Annotated in this window: 25 protein-coding genes and 1 tRNA gene; 10 read left to right on the top strand and 16 right to left on the bottom strand. The window is 59.6% G+C overall.

What is annotated here, in order from left to right; genetic code table 11:
• Positions 1-10: 10 nt before the first annotated feature.
• From C1896_13210 to trxB, 3 genes are read right to left on the bottom strand one after another with little or no spacing between them, the layout of a single operon-like run.
• Positions 11-718 (bottom strand): arginyltransferase, encoded by a 708-nt coding sequence (locus C1896_13210; GenBank protein ID AZZ45767.1) that lies wholly within the window; start codon positions 716-718, stop codon positions 11-13.
• Between the two features lie 52 nt (positions 719-770).
• Complete coding sequence (locus tag C1896_13205; GenBank protein ID AZZ45766.1) at positions 771-1,451, bottom strand: leucyl/phenylalanyl-tRNA--protein transferase; 681 nt, start codon at positions 1,449-1,451, stop codon at positions 771-773.
• Positions 1,452-1,495: 44 nt separating this feature from the next.
• The gene (gene trxB, locus C1896_13200) at positions 1,496-2,443 is read right to left on the bottom strand and encodes a thioredoxin-disulfide reductase (GenBank protein ID AZZ45765.1); all 948 of its coding nucleotides are present in this window, start codon (positions 2,441-2,443) and stop codon (positions 1,496-1,498) included.
• Between the two features lie 261 nt (positions 2,444-2,704).
• Here trxB and C1896_13195 point away from each other — a divergent pair, with 261 nt between their 5' ends.
• From C1896_13195 to cobA, 6 genes are all read left to right on the top strand, one after another.
• Positions 2,705-5,059, top strand: a complete 2,355-nt coding sequence (locus C1896_13195; protein AZZ47667.1) for a cell division protein FtsK — start codon at positions 2,705-2,707, stop codon at positions 5,057-5,059.
• A 15-nt stretch (positions 5,060-5,074) separates the two neighbouring features.
• A complete protein-coding gene (locus tag C1896_13190; GenBank protein AZZ45764.1) occupies positions 5,075-5,701 on the top strand; it encodes an outer membrane lipoprotein carrier protein LolA in 627 nt (208 codons plus the stop codon).
• 75 nt (positions 5,702-5,776) lie between these two features.
• A complete protein-coding gene (locus C1896_13185) occupies positions 5,777-7,102 on the top strand; it encodes a recombination factor protein RarA (GenBank protein ID AZZ45763.1) in 1,326 nt (441 codons plus the stop codon).
• On the top strand, positions 7,099-7,473 hold the full coding sequence (locus C1896_13180; GenBank protein ID AZZ45762.1) for a fluoride efflux transporter CrcB: 375 nt from the start codon (positions 7,099-7,101) through the stop codon (positions 7,471-7,473). Before C1896_13185 ends, C1896_13180 begins: the two co-directional genes overlap by 4 nt.
• A gap of 69 nt (positions 7,474-7,542) precedes the next feature.
• Complete coding sequence (locus C1896_13175) at positions 7,543-8,823, top strand: serine--tRNA ligase (protein ID AZZ45761.1); 1,281 nt, start codon at positions 7,543-7,545, stop codon at positions 8,821-8,823.
• Positions 8,824-8,982: 159 nt separating this feature from the next.
• A complete protein-coding gene (cobA, locus tag C1896_13170) occupies positions 8,983-10,380 on the top strand; it encodes a uroporphyrinogen-III C-methyltransferase (protein ID AZZ45760.1) in 1,398 nt (465 codons plus the stop codon).
• 29 nt (positions 10,381-10,409) lie between these two features.
• On the opposite strand, the gene C1896_13165 is transcribed toward cobA, so the two are convergent.
• The 7 genes from C1896_13165 to C1896_13135 all read right to left on the bottom strand — a co-directional run bounded on the left by C1896_13165 (position 10,410) and on the right by C1896_13135 (position 14,612).
• Positions 10,410-11,408 carry a glutathione-dependent reductase gene (locus C1896_13165; GenBank protein ID AZZ45759.1) on the bottom strand — a complete coding sequence of 333 codons (999 nt, stop codon included), beginning with the start codon at positions 11,406-11,408 and terminating at the stop codon, positions 10,410-10,412.
• Positions 11,409-11,492: 84 nt separating this feature from the next.
• The gene (locus C1896_13160; protein AZZ45758.1) at positions 11,493-12,473 is read right to left on the bottom strand and encodes a glycosyl transferase family protein; all 981 of its coding nucleotides are present in this window, start codon (positions 12,471-12,473) and stop codon (positions 11,493-11,495) included.
• Complete coding sequence (locus C1896_13155) at positions 12,470-12,805, bottom strand: TusE/DsrC/DsvC family sulfur relay protein (protein ID AZZ45757.1); 336 nt, start codon at positions 12,803-12,805, stop codon at positions 12,470-12,472. The genes C1896_13160 and C1896_13155 overlap by 4 nt, the downstream gene beginning before the upstream one ends.
• The gene (gene dsrH / locus C1896_13150) at positions 12,802-13,104 is read right to left on the bottom strand and encodes a sulfurtransferase complex subunit TusB (protein AZZ45756.1); all 303 of its coding nucleotides are present in this window, start codon (positions 13,102-13,104) and stop codon (positions 12,802-12,804) included. The genes C1896_13155 and dsrH overlap by 4 nt, the downstream gene beginning before the upstream one ends.
• Entirely contained in the window at positions 13,104-13,463 is a 360-nt protein-coding gene (locus tag C1896_13145; GenBank protein AZZ45755.1) for a sulfurtransferase complex subunit TusC, read from the bottom strand. Before C1896_13145 ends, dsrH begins: the two co-directional genes overlap by 1 nt.
• Positions 13,463-13,855, bottom strand: coding sequence for a sulfurtransferase complex subunit TusD (locus C1896_13140; GenBank protein ID AZZ45754.1), 393 nt, complete (start codon positions 13,853-13,855; stop codon positions 13,463-13,465). Before C1896_13140 ends, C1896_13145 begins: the two co-directional genes overlap by 1 nt.
• Positions 13,856-13,943: 88 nt before the next feature.
• The gene (locus C1896_13135) at positions 13,944-14,612 is read right to left on the bottom strand and encodes a BAX inhibitor (BI)-1/YccA family protein (GenBank protein AZZ45753.1); all 669 of its coding nucleotides are present in this window, start codon (positions 14,610-14,612) and stop codon (positions 13,944-13,946) included.
• A gap of 128 nt (positions 14,613-14,740) precedes the next feature.
• Here C1896_13135 and C1896_13130 point away from each other — a divergent pair.
• Positions 14,741-14,830, top strand: a tRNA-Ser gene (locus C1896_13130).
• Between the two features lie 346 nt (positions 14,831-15,176).
• Positions 15,177-15,449, top strand: coding sequence for a DUF1652 domain-containing protein (locus C1896_13125; GenBank protein ID AZZ45752.1), 273 nt, complete (start codon positions 15,177-15,179; stop codon positions 15,447-15,449).
• Between the two features lie 141 nt (positions 15,450-15,590).
• On the opposite strand, the gene C1896_13120 is transcribed toward C1896_13125, so the two are convergent.
• The 6 genes from C1896_13120 to C1896_13095 all read right to left on the bottom strand — a co-directional run bounded on the left by C1896_13120 (position 15,591) and on the right by C1896_13095 (position 22,196).
• Positions 15,591-16,604: an ABC transporter ATP-binding protein gene (locus C1896_13120; protein ID AZZ45751.1), complete on the bottom strand. Its 1,014-nt coding sequence runs from the start codon at positions 16,602-16,604 to the stop codon at positions 15,591-15,593.
• A complete protein-coding gene (gene dppD / locus C1896_13115) occupies positions 16,594-17,622 on the bottom strand; it encodes a dipeptide ABC transporter ATP-binding protein DppD (GenBank protein ID AZZ45750.1) in 1,029 nt (342 codons plus the stop codon). Before dppD ends, C1896_13120 begins: the two co-directional genes overlap by 11 nt.
• A gap of 52 nt (positions 17,623-17,674) precedes the next feature.
• Positions 17,675-18,586: a dipeptide ABC transporter permease DppC gene (locus C1896_13110; GenBank protein ID AZZ45749.1), complete on the bottom strand. Its 912-nt coding sequence runs from the start codon at positions 18,584-18,586 to the stop codon at positions 17,675-17,677.
• Between the two features lie 12 nt (positions 18,587-18,598).
• Entirely contained in the window at positions 18,599-19,609 is a 1,011-nt protein-coding gene (locus C1896_13105) for a peptide ABC transporter permease (protein AZZ45748.1), read from the bottom strand.
• A gap of 171 nt (positions 19,610-19,780) precedes the next feature.
• Positions 19,781-21,382: an ABC transporter substrate-binding protein gene (locus C1896_13100; GenBank protein ID AZZ45747.1), complete on the bottom strand. Its 1,602-nt coding sequence runs from the start codon at positions 21,380-21,382 to the stop codon at positions 19,781-19,783.
• 250 nt (positions 21,383-21,632) lie between these two features.
• Positions 21,633-22,196, bottom strand: a complete 564-nt coding sequence (locus tag C1896_13095) for a cupin domain-containing protein (protein AZZ45746.1) — start codon at positions 22,194-22,196, stop codon at positions 21,633-21,635.
• Positions 22,197-22,357: 161 nt separating this feature from the next.
• On the opposite strand from C1896_13095, the gene C1896_13090 reads away from it, so the two are divergent.
• Positions 22,358-23,590, top strand: a complete 1,233-nt coding sequence (locus tag C1896_13090) for an X-Pro dipeptidase (GenBank protein AZZ45745.1) — start codon at positions 22,358-22,360, stop codon at positions 23,588-23,590.
• A 114-nt stretch (positions 23,591-23,704) separates the two neighbouring features.
• Complete coding sequence (locus tag C1896_13085; GenBank protein ID AZZ45744.1) at positions 23,705-24,610, top strand: drug/metabolite exporter YedA; 906 nt, start codon at positions 23,705-23,707, stop codon at positions 24,608-24,610.
• Positions 24,611-24,674 lie beyond the last annotated feature (64 nt).

Genomic DNA, 24,674 nt, shown 5'->3' with positions numbered 1-24,674 from the left:
AGCCAAGGGCTCAGGTTAGAGTTATCCAGCGCTGGTTAACCAACAGTTCAATCGGCCTATATTCGGTTTTGTAGTTCATTTTGCGGCAGTTTTTGATCCAGTAGCCTAGGTAGATTGCTTTCAGCCCGAGGCGGGCAGCTTCACCAACCTGCCAAAGAATTGCAAAGCGACCAAGGCTACGGCGTTCCTCGCTGGGGTCGTAAAAGGTGTAAACGGCGGAAAGCCCATTGGGCAGCAGGTCGGTCACTGCCAGAGCGAGCAGGCGGCCTTCCAGGCGGAACTCGTAAAAGCGAGAAAAGGGCAGATCACGCACTAGGAATGTATGGAACTGGTCTCTGCTTGGCGGGTACATGTCGCCGTCTGCATGGCGCTGTTCGATATAGTTTGCGTAGAGCGCGTAGTACTCTTCGCTGAACGAAGGGCGGACGTCGCTCACAGTCAGGTCGGCGTTGCGCTTGAGGATGCGTTTCTGCTGCCGATTGAGCTGTAACCCGTCGGCCGGTATCCGCGCAGGGATGCATGCTGTGCAACGTTGACAATGCGGGCGGTAGAGGTGGTCCCCGCTGCGGCGGAAGCCCATTTCGGACAGCTCTGCGTACACCTGTACGTCCATCGGCTGGCTGGGGTCGAGGAAGAGCGTGGTGGCCTGTTCGTCGGGCAGGTAGCTGCAGGCGTGAGGCTGGGTGGCGTAGAACTTGAGACGAGCCAGTGAAGTCATGGTCAGCTCTCGAAAATCTTGAAGTCAGTGTAGGTCAGCTTGGCTTCGTCGACTAGGACTCCCATCGGGCTGTACTGGGTTCATCCAGATAGCTGGCGAGCGTATTGGCGAAGGTTTGCCTGGGTACGGGTCTCGCGCCAAAACTGGCCAGGTGTTGCGTGTGCATCTGGCAGTCAATCAGTTTGAATCCCCAGTCTCTGAGACGTTCCACTAGTGCCACAAATCCCGCCTTGGATGCGTCGGTCGTACGGCTGAACATCGATTCGCCAAAGAATAGTTGACCCATTGCGAGGCCATAGAGGCCGCCGACCAACCGTTCGTCTTGCCAGACTTCGACTGAGTGAGCGATGCCGAGTCGATGCAGCTCCAGATAAGCGTCTTGCATCGGCATGGTGATCCATGTGCCGTCAGTGTAGTTGCGCGGGCCGGCACAACCTTCGATGACGTCTCGAAACGCTTGGTCGAGGGTGATGCTGAATGTTCCTTGCCGTAACTTCTTGCGCAGGCTGCGGGCGACATGCAGCTCTTCGGGATAGAGCACTGTGCGTGGGTCGGGTGACCACCACAGCAGTGGCTGTCCTTCCTGATACCAAGGGAAGCAGCCATGACGGTAGGCCGCCAGCAAGCGTTCAGGCGATAAGTCGCCTCCTGCAGCGAGCAGCCCGTTGGGCTCGCGCATGGCTTTTTCGAGTGGGGGGAACGACAGGTTGTCGCGCTGCAGCCAGGTCAGCATATCGATAGCCACGGGGCGGATGGGAGCATCCGCCCTGAGAAGGGTTACAGGTCCAGAAACTTTTCGGCATCGAGCGCGGCCATGCAGCCGGCGCCGGCTGAAGTGATGGCCTGGCGATAAACGTGATCGGCCACATCGCCCGCAGCAAATACGCCTGGGATGGTGGTGCTGGTAGCATCTCCCTCGTTGCCGCCCTTGATGACGAGGTAGCCGTCTCTCATTTCAAGTTGGCCTTGGAAAAGATCGGTGTTGGGCTTGTGCCCGATAGCAATGAAGACACCTGCCAGTTCAAGGTTCCGCTCGTCGCCGGACTCGGTGCTCTTCAGTCTTACGCCTGTTACGCCACTCGCATCACCAAGCACTTCTTCCAGCGTGTGGTTCCAATGCAGGCGAATATTGCCGTTGGCTGCCTTCTCCATGATCTTGTCCTGCAAAATCTTCTCGGAGCGAAGCTTGTCGCGACGGTGGATCAAGTGAACTTCTTTGGCGATATTCGAGAGATACAGCGCTTCTTCCACAGCGGTATTGCCGCCACCGATCACCGCCACAACCTGGTTGCGGTAGAAGAACCCGTCACAGGTGGCGCATGCCGACACGCCACGTCCGGCGAACGCTTCCTCTGAGGGTAAGCCGAGGTACTGGGCGGATGCTCCGGTGGCGATGATCAACGCATCGCAGCTGTACGTTGCGCTATCGCCCTTGAGAATAAAGGGCCGCTGCTGCAGTTCAGCTGTGTGGATATGGTCGAACACGACCTCGGTGTCGAAGCGCTCTGCGTGTTTCTGCATCCGCTCCATCAACGCTGGGCCAGTCAAACCTTCGACGTCTCCCGGCCAGTTGTCGACTTCAGTGGTGGTGGTCAGCTGGCCGCCGGGCTGAATGCCGGTGATCATTACCGGTTTCAGGTTGGCCCGGGCCGCGTATACGGCCGCGGTATAACCGGCCGGGCCCGAGCCGAGGATGATCAGACGTGAATGCTTGACTTCATTCATAAAAAGCCCTCATAAGCCTTTGTTACCAATAGAGAAGCGTGCTCCAGTCGAGTCACGTTTTAAAAACTGGCGTTTATGCTACACCGAAGCACGGACAAAAGCCCAAGCCGGCACGGAACCGGCATGCCATCGAATCGACAAACCCGTACAATGTCCAGGTTCAGGCTGACTACGGTTCATAGAGCGCGCCGCGGGCGCAGGAAATAAAGCGTTTTGAAGAATACCTCCTCTACCGCGCCAGCTTCCGTCTGGCGACAGCAGTTGCATTACCGCCTCAAAGAAGGGGCACTGATCGCGCTCGGCGCGCTTTGTGCCTACCTCTGGATGGCGCTGCTTACCTACGATCCCTCCGATCCTGGTTGGACCCATACCAGCAACGTTCAGCAGGTCCAGAATGCCGCCGGCCGCGCCGGCGCCTGGTTTGCCGATGTGCTGTTCATGGCGCTCGGCTACTTTGCTTTCCTGTTTCCGTTGTTGCTAGGCGTCAAGACCTGGCAGGTCTTTCGCGCACGGCACCAACCCTGGAGCTGGAACGGGTGGCTGTTTTCCTGGAGGCTGATCGGGCTCGTCTTTCTGATTCTTTCCGGATCTGCGCTCGCCTATATTCACTTTCAGTTTGCGGATGGTTTGCCTGCTTCGGCGGGCGGCGCTTTGGGCGAAAGCCTGGGACAGCTCGCCGAGGCCGCGCTGAACGTTCAGGGCAGCACGCTGCTGCTGCTGGCATTCTTCCTGTTCGGTTTGACGGTGTTTACGGACCTTTCATGGTTCAAGGTGATGGACCTGACCGGCAAGATTACGCTCGACCTGGTAGAGCTGATACAGAGTTTCTTTAGCCGCTGGTGGTCCGCTCGTAACGAGCGTAAGCAGGTCGTTGCGCAGCTGCGCGAAGCCGATGATGTGGTAAACGACGTCGCCGGATCGCTCCCAGATCATCGAGAGCGCGCCAAGGTCAAGGAACGGCTGCTTGAGCGCGAGGAGTCGTTGAGCAAACACATGAGCGAGCGCGATAAGCGCCCGCCTCCAGTAATTCCTGCAGCTGCACCGCCCAAGCCGGTCGAGCAGAGCAAGCGAGTGCTGAAGGAAAAGCAGGCCAATTTGTTCGTTGATCCGCTAATCGAAGGCAGCGTCCCACCGTTGTCGTTGCTGGACGCGGCGGAAAAGCAGCAGAAGCAGTACTCACCAGAGTCGCTCGAAGCCATGTCGCGGTTGCTGGAAATCAAGCTGAAGGAGTTTGGCGTCGAGGTCATCGTCGAGTCGGTTCATCCGGGCCCGGTGATCACTCGTTTCGAAATCCAGCCAGCCGCCGGGGTCAAGGTCAGCCGCATCTCCAACCTGGCGAAGGATCTGGCCCGCTCGCTAGCGGTTATCAGCGTGCGCGTCGTTGAGGTGATCCCCGGCAAGACTACCGTTGGTATCGAGATCCCCAACGAGGACCGACAAATTGTTCGGTTCTCGGAGGTGCTGTCGTCCGCGCCGTACGACGATGCCAAGTCGCCAGTCACCATTGCGCTTGGCCACGACATCGGCGGCAAGCCGGTGATTGCTGACCTGGCAAAGATGCCGCACCTCCTGGTTGCCGGTACCACCGGTTCGGGTAAGTCGGTCGGCGTGAACGCGATGATCCTGTCGATCCTGTTCAAGTCGACCCCCGAAGACGCACGGCTGATCATGATCGACCCGAAAATGCTCGAGCTGTCGATCTATGAGGGCATCCCGCACCTTTTGTGCCCGGTTGTGACGGATATGAAAGAAGCGGCCAACGCACTGCGCTGGAGCGTCGCCGAAATGGAGCGGCGCTATAAGCTGATGGCGGCCATGGGTGTGCGTAACCTGGCCGGCTTCAACCGTAAGGTGAAGGACGCGGAGGATGCCGGTACGCCGCTGACCGACCCGCTGTATCGCCGCGAAAGCATGGAAGACGAAGCGCCACTCCTGAAGAAGCTGCCAACCATTGTCGTCGTGGTGGACGAATTCGCCGACATGATGATGATCGTCGGCAAGAAGGTCGAAGAGCTGATTGCACGTATTGCCCAAAAGGCACGGGCGGCAGGTATCCATCTAATCCTGGCGACCCAGCGGCCGTCGGTGGATGTGATCACCGGCCTGATCAAGGCCAACATTCCGACTCGAATGGCGTTTCAGGTATCAAGCAAAATCGACTCGCGGACCATTCTCGACCAGGGCGGTGCCGAGCAACTGCTCGGACACGGTGACATGCTTTACTTGCCGCCGGGAACCGGTCTGCCAATTCGGGTCCATGGCGCGTTCGTTTCCGATGAAGAGGTACATCGTGTTGTCGAGGCCTGGAAGGCTCGCGGTGCCCCGGATTACATCGAAGAGATCCTGGTCGGCGTGGAAGACTCGGGAAGTGGCTTCGATGGTGGAGGCGAGGGTGGCGGCGGTGAGGACAGTGAAGACGATCCGCTTTACGATGAGGCGGTACGCTTCGTCACTGAAAGTCGCCGGGCTTCCATCTCTGCCGTTCAGCGCAAGCTCAAGATCGGCTACAACCGCGCCGCACGGATGATCGAATCCATGGAAATGGCGGGCGTCGTGACCTCTATGAACACCAACGGCTCGCGCGAAGTGCTCGCGCCGCCTCCTACCCGCGACTAGGTCGCCGAGGGCTTCATGCAATTGATTCGTGCGTTGTTTGCATCCGCTCTGCTGTTCACACTGGTTCCGGCTCACGCTGACCAGGCCGCCTCTGTGCAACGCCTGACCGGCCTACTGCAGAAGGCAGAAACCTTGACCGGCCGCTTTTCCCAGCTGTCTCTGGATGGCACCGGAACCCAGCTGCAGGAGACCTCCGGTGAAATGGCGCTCAAGCGCCCGGGCCAGTTTCGTTGGCATACCGATGAACCGATGGAGCAGTTGCTGGTTTCTAACGGTAAGAAAGTCTGGTTGTACGATCCGGATCTCGAGCAAGTTACCATCCAGACGCTCGACCAGCGCTTGACCCATACCCCGGCACTGCTGTTGTCGGGCGATGTATCGGCAATCAATGAGAATTTCGAGGTGTCGCACCAGCAGGCGGGGGAAGTGGTCGATTTCACGCTCAAGCCGAAAGCCAAGGACACACTGTTCGACAGCCTTCGTCTTTCGTTTCGCGGTGGCGTGATCAACGACATGCAAATGGTTGACGGCGTTGGCCAACGCACCAACATCCTGTTCCAAGGCGTAAAGTTGAACCAGCCACTCAAGGCCGAGCTGTTCACCTTCGAAGTTCCTGATGGGGCCGACGTCATCTCCGAGTAACAGGCATTCGCTTTTCCGTTTACCCACACGGCCTGCTTTCCCGCAGGCCGTTTGCATCAGAGGCTTCCGTCGCCGATGGACCTGTTCAGCCGTGAACCTGTCGCTCAACCTCTAGCCGCACGCCTGCGCGCCGCCAGCCTTGACGAATATGTCGGGCAGGAGCACCTATTGGCGCGTGGCAAACCGTTGCGTGAGGCGCTGGAGCAGGGTGCGTTGCACTCGATGGTCTTCTGGGGGCCGCCGGGAGTCGGCAAGACCACCCTAGCGCGCCTGCTGGCCAAAGTGTCTGACGCGCACTTCGAGACCGTCTCGGCGGTGTTGGCGGGCGTCAAGGAGATTCGCCAGGCCGTGGAGATTGCAAAGCAGCAAGCGGCCCAATACGGACGGCGTACGATCTTGTTCGTTGATGAGGTGCATCGCTTCAACAAGTCTCAGCAGGACGCTTTTTTACCCTACGTTGAAGATGGCACGCTGATTTTCATCGGTGCCACCACCGAAAACCCGTCGTTCGAGCTTAACAATGCCTTGTTGTCGCGTGCCCGGGTCTATGTGCTCAAGAGCCTCGACGAGGCTGCGCTACGCAGGCTGGTCACGCGCGCATTGACCGAGTCTAAGGGATTGGGCGACCTCCATCTGAGCCTGCCGGATGAGAGTTTTCAGATCCTCATGGCAGCTGCTGATGGTGATGGACGACGGCTATTGAACCTGCTGGAAAACGCCTCGGACCTGGCCGAAGAGGGCGGCGAGATCAGCGTCGAGCTGCTGCAGGATCTGCTGGGCGACAGCCGGCGGCGCTTCGACAAGGGGGGGGAGGCCTTCTACGACCAGATCTCGGCTTTGCATAAGTCGGTCCGCGGTTCGAATCCGGATGCCTCGTTGTACTGGTTTGCACGAATGATCGACGGTGGTTGCGATCCGCTGTATATCGCCAGGCGTGTGGTCCGTATGGCCAGTGAAGAAGTTGGCAATGCCGACCCTCGGGCGCTGAGCCTGTGTCTGTCGGCTTGGGATGTGCAGGAGCGGCTGGGAAGTCCGGAGGGCGAATTGGCCGTCGCTCAGGCGATCGTCTACCTTGCTTGCGCGCCGAAGAGCAACGCGGTCTACAGCGCCTTCAATGCAGCGATGCGGGACGTTCGGGAAAACGGCTCGGCGGAGGTTCCGTTGCACCTGCGTAATGCGCCGACCCGGCTGATGAAAGAGCTGGGTTACGGCAACGAATATCGCTACGCCCATGATGAGCCTGACGCCTACGCTGCGGGTGAGGACTATTTTCCAGAAGCAATAGAGCCGCGCCATTATTACGACCCCGTACCGCGTGGTCTGGAGAGCAAAATCCGCGACAAACTTGAGCATCTGGCACGTCTCGATCAGCAAAGCCCGCGGCAGCGGAGAAAAACATGATTCGCATGGTTCTGGCCGTGGCCGCCGGCGGTGTTGTAGGTACGTTGATCAGATTCGGCGTCTCGACATGGGTCTCCACTCAGTGGCCTAGGCACTTTTTCTTAGCAACCCTCGCAGTGAATCTGCTTGGCTGTCTGCTGATTGGCTATCTGTACGCCTCTTTTCTGCACCGTCCCGAACTGTCCCCGGAGATGCGCAGCGGGTTGATCGTTGGCTTTCTCGGTGCGTTAACGACGTTTTCTAGCTTCTCGCTGGACGGTTTGCGCCTGCTGGAAAGTGGCCAACCCGCGACAGCCTTCGGTTACATCGGCGTGAGTGTGCTCGGTGGTCTGTTGGCCGCCTGGCTCGGACTTACGCTTGGCAGGTTATGAACCTGGCCTGGATCACAGTAAACTTCGCTTCTTGGCCTTTCCTCAAAGCTTCCATAGACGAGACCCACCATGCTTGATTCGAAACTGGTACGCACACAGCTGCAAGACGTGGCCGACCGCCTCGCGACCCGCGGCTACCAGCTGGATGTGGCGCGTATCGAGGCGCTTGAAGCCCAGCGCAAGACCGTGCAGACCCGTACCGAGCAACTTCAGGCCGAGCGCAACGCTCGCTCCAAATCCATCGGTCAGGCCAAACAGCGTGGTGAAGACATTGCGCCGTTGCTCGCCGATGTCGACCGTATGGGCTCAGAACTCGAAGCCGGAAAAGTTGAGCTGGAAGGCATCCAGAGCGAGCTGGATCAGTTGATGCTGAGCCTGCCGAACCTGCCGCACGAATCGGTTCCAGTTGGCAAAGATGAAGATGAGAACGTCGAAGTTCGCCGCTGGGGTGCGCCCAAGGCCTTCGACTTCGAAGTGAAAGACCACGTCGCATTGGGCGAGCAGCACGGCTGGCTGGACTTCGAGACCGCGGCCAAGCTATCCGGTGCGCGCTTTGCGCTGATGCGCGGGCCGATCGCCCGTCTGCATCGCGCCTTGGCGCAGTTCATGCTGGATCTGCACACCCGCGAGCACGGATACGAAGAGGCTTATACGCCTTATCTGGTCCAGGCCCCGGCGCTGCAGGGTACCGGCCAGCTTCCGAAGTTCGAAGAGGACCTGTTCAAGATCAGCCGTGAGAACGAAGCTGACCTTTATCTGATTCCCACCGCCGAGGTCTCGCTGACCAACATCGTTGCCGGCGAAATCCTGGATGCCAAGCAGCTGCCGTTGAAATTCGTCGCGCATACGCCGTGTTTCCGCAGCGAAGCGGGCGCTTCTGGCCGTGACACCCGCGGGATGATCCGTCAGCACCAGTTCGACAAGGTCGAGATGGTTCAGATCGTCGAGCCGGGTCAGTCGTTCGAAGCGCTGGAAGGCTTGACGGCCAACGCCGAGAAGGTACTGCAGCTGCTGGAACTGCCGTATCGCGTTTTGGCGCTGTGCACGGGTGACATGGGCTTCGGTGCGACTAAGACCTACGATCTCGAAGTCTGGGTGCCGAGTCAGGACAAGTATCGTGAAATCTCTTCCTGCTCCAACTGCGGCGACTTTCAGGCGCGCCGCATGCAGGCACGCTACCGCAATCCGGAAACGGGCAAGCCCGAACTGGTCCATACGCTGAATGGCTCCGGGCTGGCCGTAGGTCGTACGCTGGTCGCAGTGCTGGAAAACTACCAGCAGGCCGATGGCAGCGTCCGCGTGCCGGCGGCACTCAAGCCCTACATGGGCGGTATCGAAGTGATCGGTTGACCCTTCGATAGCGTGCCGACGCAGGTGCAGAGAGACGGGTGATGTGCTTCGCAGGGAAATGGCCGAACGACCATCCGGGCTCTCTTGATTCTCGACAAGGGCCGTCACAGCCGTAAGGTTTGAGATGGCTCTATCTCATATTTTCACCAGGACGGGTCCATGGATTTTTTGCCGCTTTTCCACAATCTGAAGGGCCGTCCGGTACTGGTCGTCGGCGGTGGGGAGATTGCGCTGCGCAAGGCTCGCTTGTTGTCAGAAGCGGGCGCCGTGCTGCGGGTTGTCGCCCCGGAAGTAGAGGCGCAGTTGAGCGAACTGGTAGCGCAAGGCGGCGGACAGACAATCATTCGAGGTTATCTCGCTGGCGACTTGTCAGGCTGCGTGTTGGCGATCGCTGCGACCGATGACGAGCCGCTGAATGAGCAGGTATCCAAAGATGCCCAGGCGCTTGGCATGCCGGTCAACGTGGTGGATTCGCCGCAGCTGTGTACGGTGATTTTTCCAGCTATTGTCGATCGCTCGCCGCTGATGATCGCTGTTTCCAGCGGTGGTGATGCTCCCGTGCTGGCGCGCCTCATGCGAGCGCGCATCGAGACCTGGGTGCCAGCGGTCTATGGCGAACTGGCAGGCCTGGCGAAGAAATTCCGCAGCCAGGTCAAGGCCAAATTTGCAGACGTACAGCAGCGGCGTGTGTTCTGGGAAGAAGTCTTCCAGGGCAGCGTCGCGGAGCGTGCGCTCGCTGGTCAGGCGCAAGAGGCCGAGCGGCTCTTGGCGGAAAAACTGTCCGGTGCGGAGCCGAAAACCCTGGGCGAGGTCTATCTGGTCGGTGCCGGACCGGGCGATCCTGATCTGCTGACTTTCCGTGCCCTGCGCCTGATGCAGCAGGCCGACGTGGTCCTCTACGACCGCTTGGTTGCGCCCGCTATCCTCGACCTGTGCCGGCGCGATGCCGATCGCATCTATGTCGGTAAACAGCGCGCAGCGCATGCGGTGCCGCAGGATCAGATCAACCAGTTGCTGGTTACCCTGGCCAAAGAAGGCAAGCGCGTGTTGCGGCTCAAAGGTGGCGATCCGTTCATATTCGGGCGAGGCGGCGAAGAGATCGAAGAGCTGGCGGCGCACGACGTGCCGTTCCAGGTCGTTCCCGGGATCACCGCGGCCAGTGGCTGCGCGGCCTATGCCGGTATTCCGCTGACCCATCGTGATCATGCTCAGTCGGTACGCTTCGTGACGGGGCATTTGAAGGATGGAAGTTGCGATTTGCCGTGGTCAGAACTGGTCGCGCCCAGCCAGACCCTGGTGTTCTACATGGGGCTGGTCGGTCTGCCGGTTATCTGCCAACAGCTGATCGCACACGGTCGCGCGGCCGATACCCCCGCTGCCTTGGTCCAGCAGGGAACCACGATCAATCAACGAGTGTTTACCGGAACGCTCGCCAACCTGGCCGAGCGAGTGGCCAACGAACAGGTGCAGGCGCCAACGCTCGTCATCATTGGCGAGGTGGTGCAGTTACGCGAAAAACTTGCATGGTTCGAAGGCGCTCAGAACCGCGACAGGTAACTATCGCGGCCTCCGAGACGGTCGCGGCCTTAGCGCGACCAGATGCCCTTTCCGGCCAGGCGATCCCGATCATGCGCGCGGTCCAGCGACAGCTCTGGGCCTTTGGGTACGATGCCGTTGCCGTTGATATGCCGGTGACTGGCGTAGTAGTGGTGCTTGATGTGGGTGAAGTCGACGGTCTCGGCAATCCCCGGCCCCTGGTACAGCTCTCGTAGCCAGTTCGAAAGGTTGGGATAGTCCTCGATCCGTCGCAAGTTGCATTTGAAGTGACCGTGGTAGACGGCATCGAAGCGAACGATGGTGGTGAACAGACGCCAATCCGCCTCCGTCAGGTATTCGCCGGTCAGGTAACGATGCTCGTTGAGACGCTGTTCGAGCCAATCGAGCTCGGCGAACAATTCATCGAATGCTGCTTCGTAGGCCTTCTGCGTTGACGCAAACCCGGCCCGGTAGACGCCATTGTTGACGCGTGGATAGATGCGCTCGTTGAGGACGTCGATCTCGGCACGTAGCGGCTCTGGGTAGAGATCCAGCCTCGAGCCAGTCAGATCATCGAAAGCGCCGTTGAAGATGCGAATGAGCTCGGCCGATTCGTTGTTGACGATGCGTTGCTCCTGCTTATCCCAAAGCACCGGAACCGTCACACGGCCGGTGTACTGAGCGTCATCAGCGGTATAGCGCTGATGCAGATAGCTCAGGCTATCCAGCGCATCACCAGTCGAGCCGCGTTGCTTGTCGAATGTCCAGCCGTGCTCCGCCATCAGCCAGCTGACCACCGAAACGTCGATCAACGGCTCGAGCTGTTTGAGTTTGCGATAAATCAGGGTGCGATGAGCCCAGGGGCAGGCCAGCGAGACATAGAGATGATAGCGACCTGCTTGTGCCTGAACGGCGGGGCGGTTATCTGGCCCTGGCGAACCGTCCGTGGTGACCCAGTCTCGCCGTTGGGCCTGCTCTCGCTGGAATTCTCCATCGTTACTGTTTTCGTACCAGCGGTCTTGCCACTGGCCGTCGACCAGAAGTCCCATGCTCACCTCCACGGTTTCGAATTAAAAACAGTGTAGGTGTCACGGCTCGATTGATGAGTCGTAAAGCCCGGTCAAACCAATCGTTCAGGTCGATAGATTCCGATGCGCCCAGAACTCACGAGCCTGATCGAACGCTGCTTCACGCGGGTGGCCGAGGCCTCGGAGTGCCAAGGCCATCGTCGCAACGACTGCAAGCTCGCCGTAGGCATCTTCGGCACCTTGCCAGACAGCAACCAGATACTGCGGATCGAGCTGCGCAGGTTTGACGTGACGTTGCGGCGAAAGCGCCGGCCAGTCTTCGTCCCAAGACTCGCCCGCCTGGGTACCGTACAGGTGCGCAACGCCATCGGGGTTGACCTCGATCTCGCCCCCTTCGCCCTTGATCACGATTGAGGTGTCGCCCAGTAGCCGACTGGCTTCCCTGTGATTTGCCTGATAGCCCGGGTGGAAAATGCTCTGCAGTCCGCAGCGGGCACTCAGTGGATTGAGGATGCGAGCCAGCGAATGGATAGGGGAACGCAGACCGAGAATGTTGCGCTGATCGATCATGCGCTGAAGCCCCGGCATCCAAGCACCGAGTGGCATGAAAGCGAGGTTGTCTTTATCCAGAGCATTGGCAGTTTCAGCCCAGTCGCGGCAACTAGCGATACCTAATAGCTCGAGCTGCTGCTCGGTATACATCCGACCTGCGGTGTGTGCGCCACCGCCATGCATCAGAATCCGAATGCCGTTGTGTGCCAGGCATTTTGCAGCAAGCAAATACCAGGGCAGATGACGCTTCTTGCCGGCATAGCTTGGCCAATCAATATCCACCGCGATTGCTGGCGCTTGCAGGCGCTCGCGCACGGCTTCGGTGAATCCTGCCAGTTCTTCGGCACTTTCTTCCTTGTGCCGTAACAGCATGAGAAAGGCGCCGAGCTGCGTGTCTTCCGCCTTGCCGTCAAGCAGCATACCCATGGCTTCGCGCGCTTCTTCGCGGGTCAAGTCACGGGCGCCGCGCTTGCCTTTGCCGAGAATGCGGACGAACACGGCGAAAGGATGTTCGGCAGGGGTGACCAGGCTCATATGCAATTGCTCGGTTTCGGCAGGCCTGCCAGCTTTGCAGCCAGCTTGGCAGGGGTGCCTTTGAATAGGCGGTTCAGATGCATGCTGTTGCCCTTTTCCGGGCCAAGTTTCAATGCGGTGTACTTGATCAGCGGACGCGTTGCGGGCGACAGCTGAAACTCCTGATAAAACTCGCGCAGCACCCGGAGAATTTCCCAGTGTTCGGCTTGGAGGGTGATCCCTTCAGCGTTCGCCAGTGCTTCTGCGACCGGCTCGCTCCAATCGTTGAGATCAACCAGGAAGCCTTCCTGATCCACAGCAACGCTTATGCCATTGATGATCAGCCCGTTCATAGCCAAGAATTGGTCCGGTCATAACGACAGCAGAGCTCGACGAAGCCGTCATAGTCGACCTGCTGCAGGCGCGACGGCAGGGAGTTGATGCCACGGGCGGCCACGTCTTCGTCCAGCGCGAACAGTGCGATGCTCTCGGGCATCAGATCCAACGCTTTCCGCTGGGCCGTGCCGTCCTTCAGTGCATATACCGCATCCCCACAAAGCAACAGCGCATCGTCGGCAGTGACTAGATGCAAGCAGCTGGCCAGGCGGCTATCTGCAAACGGGGAGTGTGAAAGCAAGTGGAGAGTTGCCATCAGAGCGTGATCACATGGTCGTAGCGGTTAATAAGGGCGCGCAGGCCGGCATCGTCCAATAACTCTACCGTCAGCGACAGCGTGGCCTCATCCAGCCCGCGCTCGCTGAGGCTGCGCTTGGCCGCGTACAGCGCGTCGATGCCAAATATGGGAAGTGCCTGCAGGTTGGCCGTCAGGTCCTTTTGCTGCAGCTGGGTGGCCTGCTGATCAGGCGCTAGCTGAAATACCCCATCATCGAGAAACAACAGCCCAAGTGGCAATTCGAACGCGCCGCCGGCCAGAACGATATCCAGTGCCTCGCGTGCCGAAGGACCGGACCACGGCGACTGCCGAGTGATGATGAGCATCGAGCGCGCCATCAGTGGCCTCCAAAGCAGACCAGGCGGTCGGCGTGCTGGCTGGCTTCATGCAGCTGCCCCAGACCGGACAGCTCCCAACCCGCTGCAAGGTTCGCTGCAGGGCGCTGGTGGCGTTTGGCTTCTTGTTCATCCAGTACGCCACGGCGCAGACCCGCGGCGATGCAGACCACACCGTCGAGCCCGTGGAGGCTGATGAGTTGACGCCATTGCTCTGCGACATCCAGTTCGTCTTGCGCGGTCACTGTGTTGGCCGACGCGCTGTGTACACCATCCTGATAAAGGAACAGCCGGACAACCTCGTGCCCGCCCGTCAGCACCGCCTCGGTGAAACGCAAGGCGCGGCGTGAGGCAGGGGAGTGGGCGGGGGAAAACAGAGCAATTGCGAATTTCATGGGCCACCGTTGCATGACTGCCTGACATGATACGCCAGCTTTAGAAACGAAAAAGCCCGCCGAAGCGGGCTGATTCGATGGGTACTGATCAGTCGTCGCCACCCATGATACCCATCAGCTGCAGCAGGCTGATGAACAGGTTGTACAGCGAAACGTACAGGCCGATGGTGGCCATGATGTAGTTACGCTCGCCGCCATGGATGATCGCGCTGGTCTGGTAGAGGATGCACACCGACGAGAACAGCACGAAGCCCGCGCTGATCGCCAGCTGCAGACCACTTATCTCGAAGAAGAAACCAGCGACCATTGCGCCGAGCAGGACGAAGAAACCGGCGGTGATAAAACCGCTAAGGAAGCTCATGTCCTTACGGGTGATCAGCACGAACGCCGACAGGCCAAAGAAGACCAGAGCGGTCATCGACAGCGCCGAGGCAATCAGTTCACCACCGTTGGCAGTGCCCAGGTACATGTTGAGGATCGGTCCAAGCGTGTAACCCATGAAACCGGTCAAGGCGAAAGTCGAAAGCAGACCCCACGCGGAATTGCGCAGCTTCACGGTCAGGAAGAACAGGCCGTAGAAGCCGATCAGCACCACGAAGATGTTCGGGTAGGCTGCGTTGGCTTGCATCGCCATGTAGGCGACGAAGGCGCTGAAGCCCAGGGTGATGGCCAGCAGGCCGTAGGTGTTGCGCAGAACGCGGCTGACTTCCTTCTGTTCAACCTGCGTATGCGTAGGTGCGTACTGTTGCTTGAGCATGGCGACACTCCTGTAGATGTATTCAGCCTAAGGTGAATTGCCCCGGATCATAGCAGAGCTTTTGTTTCCTCCTAACGACAGTGTTTGACAGACTGTTTCGTTCGGGTACTATTGCGCCCGCTCTCTGCGGAGGAGTGGCAGAGCGGTTGAATGCAACGGTCTTGAAAACCGTCGAAGGGGAAACTCTTCCGTGAGTTCGAATCTCACCTCCTCCGCCATATCACGAACTGAAGGCCCCGTATTACGGGGCCTTCAGCGTTTCTGGGGTACGGGAACGGCTGTGTAAGCGTTCCCAGATTGGTCCCAAGGGAGCGAGTGCGGCAGGACGAAAGCCGACCTAAGACGCCAAAGCCGCGATTCTCGCCTGCCCCAGCTAGTGTGTGAGGCGTTGAGTGATGGCGCACTGCGTGAACCCTTCAGATGGGATAATTTGAGCGAGCTCGTGGCCTCTGCCCAACGATTGACGTGACCCCGTGCTTAAACGTGAGGTGGTTGGCGTTTCTTTGGCGAGCGATGGGTGCGCTTGGTAACTAAAATTTCCGCTCGGACAAAAGGAATTGTCAGATGATCCGGATTAGGCTGCCCGAGGCTTTGGCGCTCGTGCAGGAACACTTCAGGCCGCTGTTGTTCACGGCCTCAATGGATTCTCCTCAGACCATCCAGGCGATGCTGCTGGATGAGTTGACAGGGGAGTCGTTGGTCTTGACCGGGCTCCCGTGTGGCGTATCGGTTACGCGAGCGCAATTAGCAGGGTTGATTAGCGTGATCGAACTCGACGTCATTGCACTACGGCCGGCTCTGCTCGAGCGCTTGAGAGAACGACAAATCGCCATTTAGCTGAACGTTTGTCTAAGGCGTCATCCAAGATAGGCGGCGGCGTCGAATCGCACTGACCCTGCCACTCTCAAGTAAAAAGGCCCCATGTTCTGGGGCCTTTTTCGTTTGAGTCCATGAAGCAACTCGCGGGCCTGACTCGCCTCAGGCTACCGAAGCGGTTTGGGGTACCGAGCCCACCTCCTCGGCGTAGTGGCAGGCCACCAGCCTGTCGTCCAAAGGGCGGAATGCCGGGACTTCTGAACTGCAGCGTTCGGTAGCGTGAGGGCAGCGGGTGTGGAAAACGCAGCCGGTAGGTGGGTCGAGCGGGTTGGGCAGTTCGCCGCTGACCTTGATTTTTGGCTTCGTCAAGTCAGGCCGAATGCTAGGCGTCGCGGCCAGCAGCACCTGAGTGTAGGGGTGTAGCGGGCGGGTGTAGATCAGCTCGGCTGGCCCCATTTCCATCGGGCTGCCGAAATACATCACCAGTACCTTATCGGCCACATGACGGACAACAGCCAAGTCATGGGAGATGAAGACATAGCCGGCGTTGAACTGCTCCTGCAGATCCATGAAGAGGTTCAGCACCTGCGCTTGAATCGACACATCCAGCGCCGAAGTCGGCTCGTCGGCAATCAGCACCTTCGGATTGAGCATCATGGCCCGCGCAAGGGCGATGCGCTGGCGCTGGCCGCCGGAGAACATATGCGGATAGCGCTGGTAGTGCTCGGGACGCAGCCCGACCTGCTGCATCATCGCCTGCACGCGCTCCCGGCGTTCGCTGCGTGACAGCCCGGTATTGATAACAAGCGGTTCAGCCAACTGGTCGCCGATCTTCTGCCTTGGGTTCAACGAGGCGTAGGGATTCTGGAACACCATCTGCACGTCGCGGCGTAGCTGTTTGCGTTGAGCCTTGTCTGCGCCTGCCACTTCCTGCCCGGCAATCTGCAGCGATCCGGACGTCGGCTCCTCGATGAGTGTCAAAGCCCGTGCAAGCGTGGACTTGCCGCAGCCGGATTCGCCCACCACCGCAAGCGTTTCGCCGGACGCCAGTTCGAAGGACACGCCGTTGAGCGCGCGTACGGTGGCGTGTGGTTTGAACAGCCCACGTGAGATTTGGTAGTGGCGGGTCAGCTCGCGTGCGGACAGCACGCTGCCTGTCGACGGCTCAGTAGGCATGGTGTTCTCCGGGTGGCTGAATAGGTCGTTGCGACTCCGGCAGCACTTCAGGTGCTTCGCCAGGTGTCATGTTGCGCGGGTAAAAGCAGCGCACCTCGCCGCGGTCGTAGGGTTCCAGTGCCGGTCGTTCTCCGCAGCGTGGTTGAGCGTAAGGGCAACGTGGCGAGAGCAGGCAGCCCGCCGGGCGGTCGTATCGACCTGGGACGATGCCCGGCAAGGTCGCAAGACGCCGGCTATTCGAATGTTCTGGTATGGAGGCGAGCAACGCTTCGGTGTACGGATGAGCGGGTGCGTCAAACAGCTCTGGTACGCGCCCGGTCTCGACCGCTTGGCCCGCATACATCACACAGACGCGTTGAGCGGTTTCGGCTACCACGGCCAGGTCGTGAGTGATTAGGATGAGTGCCATATTCTGGTCGCGCTGCAAGCTCAGCAGCAGATCCATGATCTGTGCCTGGATGGTCACGTCGAGTGCTGTGGTCGGCTCGTCGGCGATCAACAGCTGTGGCTCGCCTGCGATAGCCATGGCGATAGCCACCCGCTGGCTCATGCCGCCGGACAGCTGATGTGGGTAGGCGTCCAGACGACTGGCGGCGCCGGGGATCTCAACCCGCTCGAGCAGCTCGAGTGCTCGCTGCCGAGCGGCTTTGCCCTTGAGGCCCAGATGCTGTCGCAGCACCTCTTCAATCTGGAAACCCACGGTGTAGCTTGGATTGAGCGCGGTCATCGGGTCCTGAAAGACCATGGCCAAGTCCTTGCCGATCACTCGACGGCGCTGGCGCCCCTTGAGAGTCAACAAGTCCTGGCCAGCGAATTGGAGACGATCAGCCGCCACTTTGCCCGGCGCATCGACCAGTCCCATCAAGGCCATCATCGTGACTGACTTTCCAGAGCCGGATTCACCGACGATGGCCAGCACTTCACCTTTGTCGACGCTGAGGTCTAGCCCGCCCACCACAGGTGGCGCGCCGTCTTCTCCAAAGCGCACCGACAGATTTTGAATCTCGAGGAGGCTCATGGGCGGTTGTCCCTTGTGTCCGTAAGTTCTAAACGAAGCATCTATGGACTCCTCACGCGGCGTTCTTGAGCTTGGGATCAAGCGCATCGCGCAGCCCGTCACCGAAGAGGTTGATGGCCAGAACGCTGAGCAGGATCGCCAAGCCAGGGAGGGATACGACCCACCAGGCACGCTCGATGTAATCGCGCGCCGAGGCCAGCATGGTTCCCCATTCGGGCGTCGGCGGCTGCACGCCAAGGCCGAGAAAGCCCAGTGCAGCGGCATCGAGGATCGCCGAGGAAAAACTCAGCGTGGCCTGGACGATCAGCGGCGCCATGCAGTTCGGCAACACGCTGATAAACATCAAGCGCAAGGTGCCGGCGCCGGCCAGTTTCGAGGCTGTCACGTAGTCGCGGTTGAGTTCTGTCATCACCGCCGCCCGGGTCAGCCGCACGTAGGATGGCAGGGAGACGATGGCGATGGCGAAGATGGTATTGATCAAACCTGGGCCAAGGATCGCCACGATCGCTACCGCCAACAGCAGCGAGGGCAGGGCTAGCATGATGTCCATCAAGCGCATGATGAACGGCCCCAGCCGCGTTGGGGAAAAGCCTGCCAGCAGGCCGAGCAGGATGCCGGGCAGCAGCGAAAAGACGACCGAAGCGAGGCCGATCAGCAGCGACAGCCGCGCCCCGTGGATCAGCCGCGAAAGCATGTCCCGCCCGAGCTCGTCGGTGCCAAGTATGAATTGCGCCGTCCCGCCTTCCTGCCATGCCGGCGGGGTGAGCAAAAAGTCGCGAAATTGTTCGCTGGGGTTGTATGGCGCCAAAGCCGGTGCGAACAGGGCGCAGGCAACCAGCAACACCATATAGATCAGGCCACCCAGTGCACCCTTGTTGCGGCGAAAGGCACTCCAGAACTCCCGAAGGGGTGACGGGTAATAAGCAGTCGGTTCGGCGGCCGGCAGGGTTTCGATGCTGTTCATGCTTCGGCCTCCTTAGCGCTGGTGGCGAATACGGGGGTTGGCCAGGCCGTAGAGGATGTCCACGGTGAAATTGACCAGGATGACGAGGCAGGCGACCAGCAAGATGCCGTTCTGCACTACTGGGTAGTCGCGGGCGCCGATGGATTCGATCAGCCACTTGCCAATGCCCGGCCAGGAGAAGATGGTCTCGGTCAGTACGGCTCCGGCCAGCAGGGTGCCGATCTGCAAGCCGAACACGGTCAGGACGGGGATCAGCGCGTTGCGCAGCCCATGAACGAACACCACTCGGTTCGGCGATAAACCTTTCGCCCGAGCCGTGCGGACATAATCTTCGCGTAGCACTTCGAGCATCGCCGAGCGCGTCATCCGTGCGATGACCGCCAGGGGAATCGTTGCCAGCACCACAGCCGGAAGAATCATGTGGTGAAGAGCGTCCAGAAATGCGCCTTCTTCTTCGCTGAGCAGGGTGTCGATCAGCATGAAGCCGGTGACGGGCGGTACGTCGTAGAGCAGGTCGATTCGCCCCGAAACAGGCGTCCAGCCAAGGCCTACAGAGAAAAACATGATGAGAATCAGCCCCCACCAGAAGATAGGCATCGAGTAACCCACCAGCGAAACGCCCATGACGCCGTGGTCGAACAGCGAGCCGCGTTTAAGTGCTGCGACCACGCCAGCCAGCAGGCCCAGGGTGCCGGCGATGATCAGCGCCGCGAAGGCAAGCTCGAGGGTGGCGGGAAACAGGGTAGTGAACTCTTTCCAGACGCTGGTGCGCGTACGCAGCGACTCGCCGAGATCGCCTTGCGCCAGATTGCCGATGTAATCGAAATACTGCAGGTAAAGCGGCTTGTTCAGACCCAGCCGCTCCATCGCCTGGGCATGCATCTCCGGATCGACTTTTCGCTCTCCCATCATCACTTCCACCGGGTCCCCGGGGATCATGCGAATCAGGGCAAAGGTGAGTAGCGTGATCCCGAAAAAGGTGGGTATCAGCAGACCCACGCGGCGGGCTATGAAGCTGAACATTGCAGAACTCCTGGTAAAACTATGGCTACGCAACAGCACAGCCTCGATCGCCGTACTCAAGTTCGCGACTATCGTTGGGCTGATGACGCTTGGCTGTGCGGACCGGCAGTCAAAAAACGTGCAAAGGAGGTCAGCCAGGCAAGCCCGAGAGCAGGCCTGGCTTCGCTACTATCAACGCTTGTTTTCTACGCCATAGAAGGAGTTGCGCCCGAAGGGGCTGATCTCGAAGCCCTCCACGCTGTTGCGCATCGGTTGGTAGACGGTGGAGTGGGCGATAGGCGTGATGGGCACCTGCTCCTGAATGATCTGCTGCGCCTGTTCATACAGCTTTGTGCGTTCAGCCTGATCTGTAATGCGCTTGGCATCCTTGACCACTTTGTCGTATGTCGCGTCGCACCATCTGGACCAGTTGTTGCCATTTACCGCATCACAGCCGTACAGAGTGTTCATCCAGTTGTCTGGGTCACCATTGTCCCCAGTCCAGCCTATCAGCATGGCGTCATGTTCCCCCGCATGGCCGCGCTTGATGTATTCGCCCCATTCGTAGCTCACGATGCGTGCCTTGATCCCGATCTTGGCCCAGTCAGCCTGGATCATTTGCGCCATCAGCTTGGCGTTGGGGTTGTAGGGGCGCTGCACGGGCATTGCCCACAGGGTGATTTCGGTGCCTTCCTTGACGCCTGCCTGTTTAAGCAATTCGCGCGCTTTTTCCGGGTTGTATTCGGTGCCCTTGATGCTCTCGTCGTAAGACCACTGGGTGGGCGGAAGGGCGTTCACTGCTAATTGGCCGGCCCCCTGATAGACGGCCTCGATGATCGATTTCTTGTCGACGGCCATGTCCAACGCCTTGCGCACCTCAAGCTTGCCGAGTGGCTCGTGCTCAACGTTGTAGGCGATGTAACCGAGGTTAAAGCCGGGTTGGCTCGGCACCTCGATGTTGGGATCTTTCTGCAACGCTTCGATGTCCGCCGGGCGAGGGTTGAGCGTGACTTGGCATTCCCCGGCACGAAGCTTCTGCGCGCGGACCGAGGCGTCGGTCGTGATCGCGAAAATCAAGTTATCGATCTTCACTTCTTCGGGTTTCCAGTATTCCTTGTTGCCCTTGAAGCGGATCTGAGCGTCTTTCTGGTAGCGGCTGAACACGAACGGCCCAGTGCCAATCGGCTTCTGGTTGATCTGTTCACTGTTGCCGGCTTGGAGCAACTGATCGGCATATTCAGCTGAATGGATCGCGGCAAAGTTCATTGCGAGGTTCTGTATGAAGGCGGCATCTACTTTGTCGAGGGTAAAGCGGACCGTCATGTCGTCGAGCTTCTCGACCTTGGTGATGTTCTTGTCCATGCCCATGTCGACGAAATAGGGAAACTCGCTGGCGTACGCCTTGCGGAACGGATGCTCCTTGTCGAGCATGCGCTGGAAAGTGAAGAGGACGTCGTCGGCATTGAACTCGCGGCTGGGCTTGAAGTAGTCAGTGGTATGAAACTTGACCCCGGGCCGCAGATGGAAGGTATAGGTGAGGCCGTCATCGCTGACCTCCCATTTGGTCGCCAGCGCGGGGAGGGCGCGAGTGCCGCCTCGTTCGAATTGGGCGAGACGATTGAATACAGTTTCCGAGGCGGCGTCGAAGTCAGTACCGGTGGTGTACTGACCGGGATCGAAACCGGCGGGGCTGCCCTCGGAGCAGTACACCACGCTGCTGGCGGCGAAGCTGAGGGGCGAGCTGAGGATCAGTCCCGCGGCGAGCAATGCTCGGATGGAGAGAGTGTTTCGCATGCAAACCTCATTCTTTTTTATGTTCATCGAGGGTTGGTCTCGTGGACCGAACAGTGGCTCACTGCACGCCGGTGTCGCCGTGGGGGTTCGCCCGCTCGGCGCAGAACACTGTTGGCGGCTGCGTCCTAAAGATCACAGCCTAGCCTGCCTCGAAATTAAGTCATGCTGAAAACCCGGTCAACAGAAATTAAGCGCTGCTAAATTTCGTTGGCGAGCTTCAGGTATCGAGATCAAGCAATAGCGGTGCCAGCTAGCGGGTGGTCAAATCGTCGAACAGGCCCATGGTCGTTACGGTGAGCACTTCGGCCGGTTGATCGCCTACGTTGGCGAGGTGGTGAGGCTTGCCCGCATCGAAATGTATGGAGTCGCCGCTGGCCAACGGATAGTCGCGGCCATCGACCGTGTAGATGATCCGTCCGGAGAGGACATAGGCGAATTCGGCGCCTTCGTGGGCAATGAGTTCGGACTGGTAACCCACTGGCATGCTGACTTTGACGGCGTTCAGCAGATTGCCTGGAAAGCTTGTAGACAGGCGCTCGTACGCCAGCGGCTGGCCTTCGATGGTGTAACGAACTCGTTCGCCCTGGTGGGAATCTGGCTGCGGTTGGCTGGGCTGATCAAACAGCGAATTGAGCGGGACGCCGAGCGATTTTGCGATGTTCGCCAGCGACGAAATCGAGACACCCGTAAGGTTACGTTCGGCCTGGGACAGGAAGCTCGCCGTCAGCCCCGACTCCTTGGCTACCTGATTCAGGGTCTTGTTCGCGGCACGCCTGTGACGACGCAATCGCTCACCGATACGGTCGACTGTCATGAAATTCGCCTTGTGAAAGTGGCCAGTATACGGCCAGCGGGACAGACTCGCGCCAGCCTTGATTTTGGCTTTTTCACGGCACCGCAGAAAAAAGCTTTGCCAGAAAAATTAAGCTGTACTTAAATTCGGCGAACATTTTCGGCTGGTTTCGGAGAGCAGGCATGACCATCGGTGTCGGCGTCAGTACGCAGGAAGAAGCGCTTGGGCGCTTGCGCAACATGCTGGATGGCGTCGAGCCAATAGCGCAAGACGAGTACCTGGACCGTATCGACAAGGCGCAGCGTCGCATGAGGCAGCTTGGCCTCGACGCCGTTTTTCTCAGCGCGGGCGCCAACCTCGAGTACTTCACCGGCGTGCGCTGGAGCCCGAGCGAGCGCATGGTTGGTGCAATCCTGCCCGCCGATGGTGCGCTGGAGTACCTGGCACCGGCCTTCGAAGAGGGCACGATTCGCGACTTCATGGTGGTTGATGGTGCAGTCAACGGGTGGCAGGAGCATGAAAGTCCCTATCGTTTGTTGCTCGACTGTTTGCAGCGCATAGGCATCCAGCCGAACACCAGTCTCCGCCCGTGCATCGGTCTTTGTCCGTCTTTGCCGTTTTTCATGTTCGACGGCCTGCGCTTGCTGGATCCAGGCTACGCCTTCACCGATGCGAGCGCCGTGACAAGCTATTGCCGGCAGCGTAAATCGAGTGCTGAGATCGCCTTGATGCAACGGGCTAAGGACATGACGCTGGAAGTGCACAAAGCGGCGGCGAGCATCCTGCGTGAGGGCATCAGCACCACCGAAGTGGTTCGGTTTATCGAGCTGGCGCACCGGGCAGTCGGTGCGCCAGGGTCAACCTTCTGCATCGTGCTGTTCGGCGAGGCGAGTGCGTTTCCCCATGGTGTGAAGTACCCGCAGACGCTCAAGCGCGGTGACATGGTCCTGATCGACACGGGCTGTCGTGTGCACAGTTACCTGTCGGACATTACGCGCAGTTACGTCTTCGGCGAGCCGAGCGAACACCAGCGAGCATTGTGGACCTTCGAAAAGGACGCACAGTTGGCCGCCTTTGCTGCGGCCCGACTGGGTGCGCGCTGTGAAGAAGTGGACGAGGCGGCGCGAGGCGCGCTCGAAGCCTGCGGCCTCGGTCCCGATTATCAATTGCCGGGCCTTCCTCATCGCACCGGTCACGGGATCGGGCTGGAAATCCATGAAAGTCCCTATCTGGTCCGCGGCGACCGGACACCCATCGACGTCGGCATGTGTTTCAGCAATGAACCAATGATCTGCGTGCCCGGTGAGTTCGGCATTCGCCTGGAGGACCACTTCTACATGAGCGAGAGTGGGCCGCGCTGGTTCACCGAGCCGAGCCACAGCATTGATGATCCCTTCGGCCTCAATAATGGCTAAGCGGAGAGGCGGTGCGCCTAACTGCACCGCTAAACAAATGGCTGACTGTGCTTATTCTTGGCTAAGTGGGCTATCTAGAATGGTCGATCCCACCACCCGCTCGGGCCTCACGTCATGTCTTCGCGCCGCTTTCCGCTGCTGCTCGTGGGCGCTTTTGCCGCCCTGTATCTGATCTGGGGTTCGACCTATTTTGTAATTCGTATCGGCGTCCAGTCGTGGCCGCCAATGCTGTTGGCCGGGCTGCGTTTCGTCGTTGCCGGTAGCCTGATGTTTGCCTGGTTGCGCTGGCGCGGTGTCCCGATGCCGACCGCCAAGGAGTGGCGGTCATGTGCACTCCTCGGCTTCCTTCTGCTCAGTTGCGGCAATGGCGGCGTCACCATTGCCGAGCACCTTGGGGTAGCGTCGGCGGTTGCGGCGCTGGCGATTGCAACCGTGCCGCTGTTTGCCTTGCTGTTCGGCTTGATCTGGGGCCAGCGAACCACGGGTCTGGAGTGGGGCGGGATCCTGCTGGGGCTGATCGGCATCGGCTTGCTCAATCTTGGACACAACCTTCAGGCCAGCCCTCTGGGCGCGGTGATCGTGTTGCTCGCAGCGGCGAGCTGGGCGTTCGGTTCGATGTGGAGTCGCCACCTCAGCCTGCCGAACGGTGCAATGGCGAGTGCCGCACAGATGCTCGTCGGTGGTGCCGTGTTGTTGTTCGGCAGCCTGGTGAGTGGCGAACGCCTGCAGCAGATGCCAGACATGGGCGGCTGGCTTGCGTTGGTCTACTTGACGTTTCTCGGGTCCATCGTCGCGTTCAGCGCCTACCTGTATCTGCTCAAGCATGTGCGACCGGCAGCGGCGACCAGTTACGCCTATGTGAATCCGGTGGTGGCGGTCCTGCTGGGTATTACGTTTGCCGGTGAGCGCATCGGGCCTGAGGAGTGGTTGGCGATGACGGTTATCGTCAGCGCGGTAATCCTGATCGGTTTGCCCCAATGGCGCCGGCCGAAGGTCGCAGCTGTGGCGAGCGAGACCTGAATCGAGCGCGCCATCGGCCTGACGGTGGTTGTATGATGACTTCCGCTTGGGCAAGATCGGACCA

It is taken from the genome of Pseudomonadaceae bacterium SI-3 (assembly GCA_004010935.1).
Classification (GTDB): Bacteria; Pseudomonadota; Gammaproteobacteria; order Pseudomonadales; family Pseudomonadaceae; genus Stutzerimonas.
This window is presented reverse-complemented; position numbering and strand designations above follow the sequence as displayed.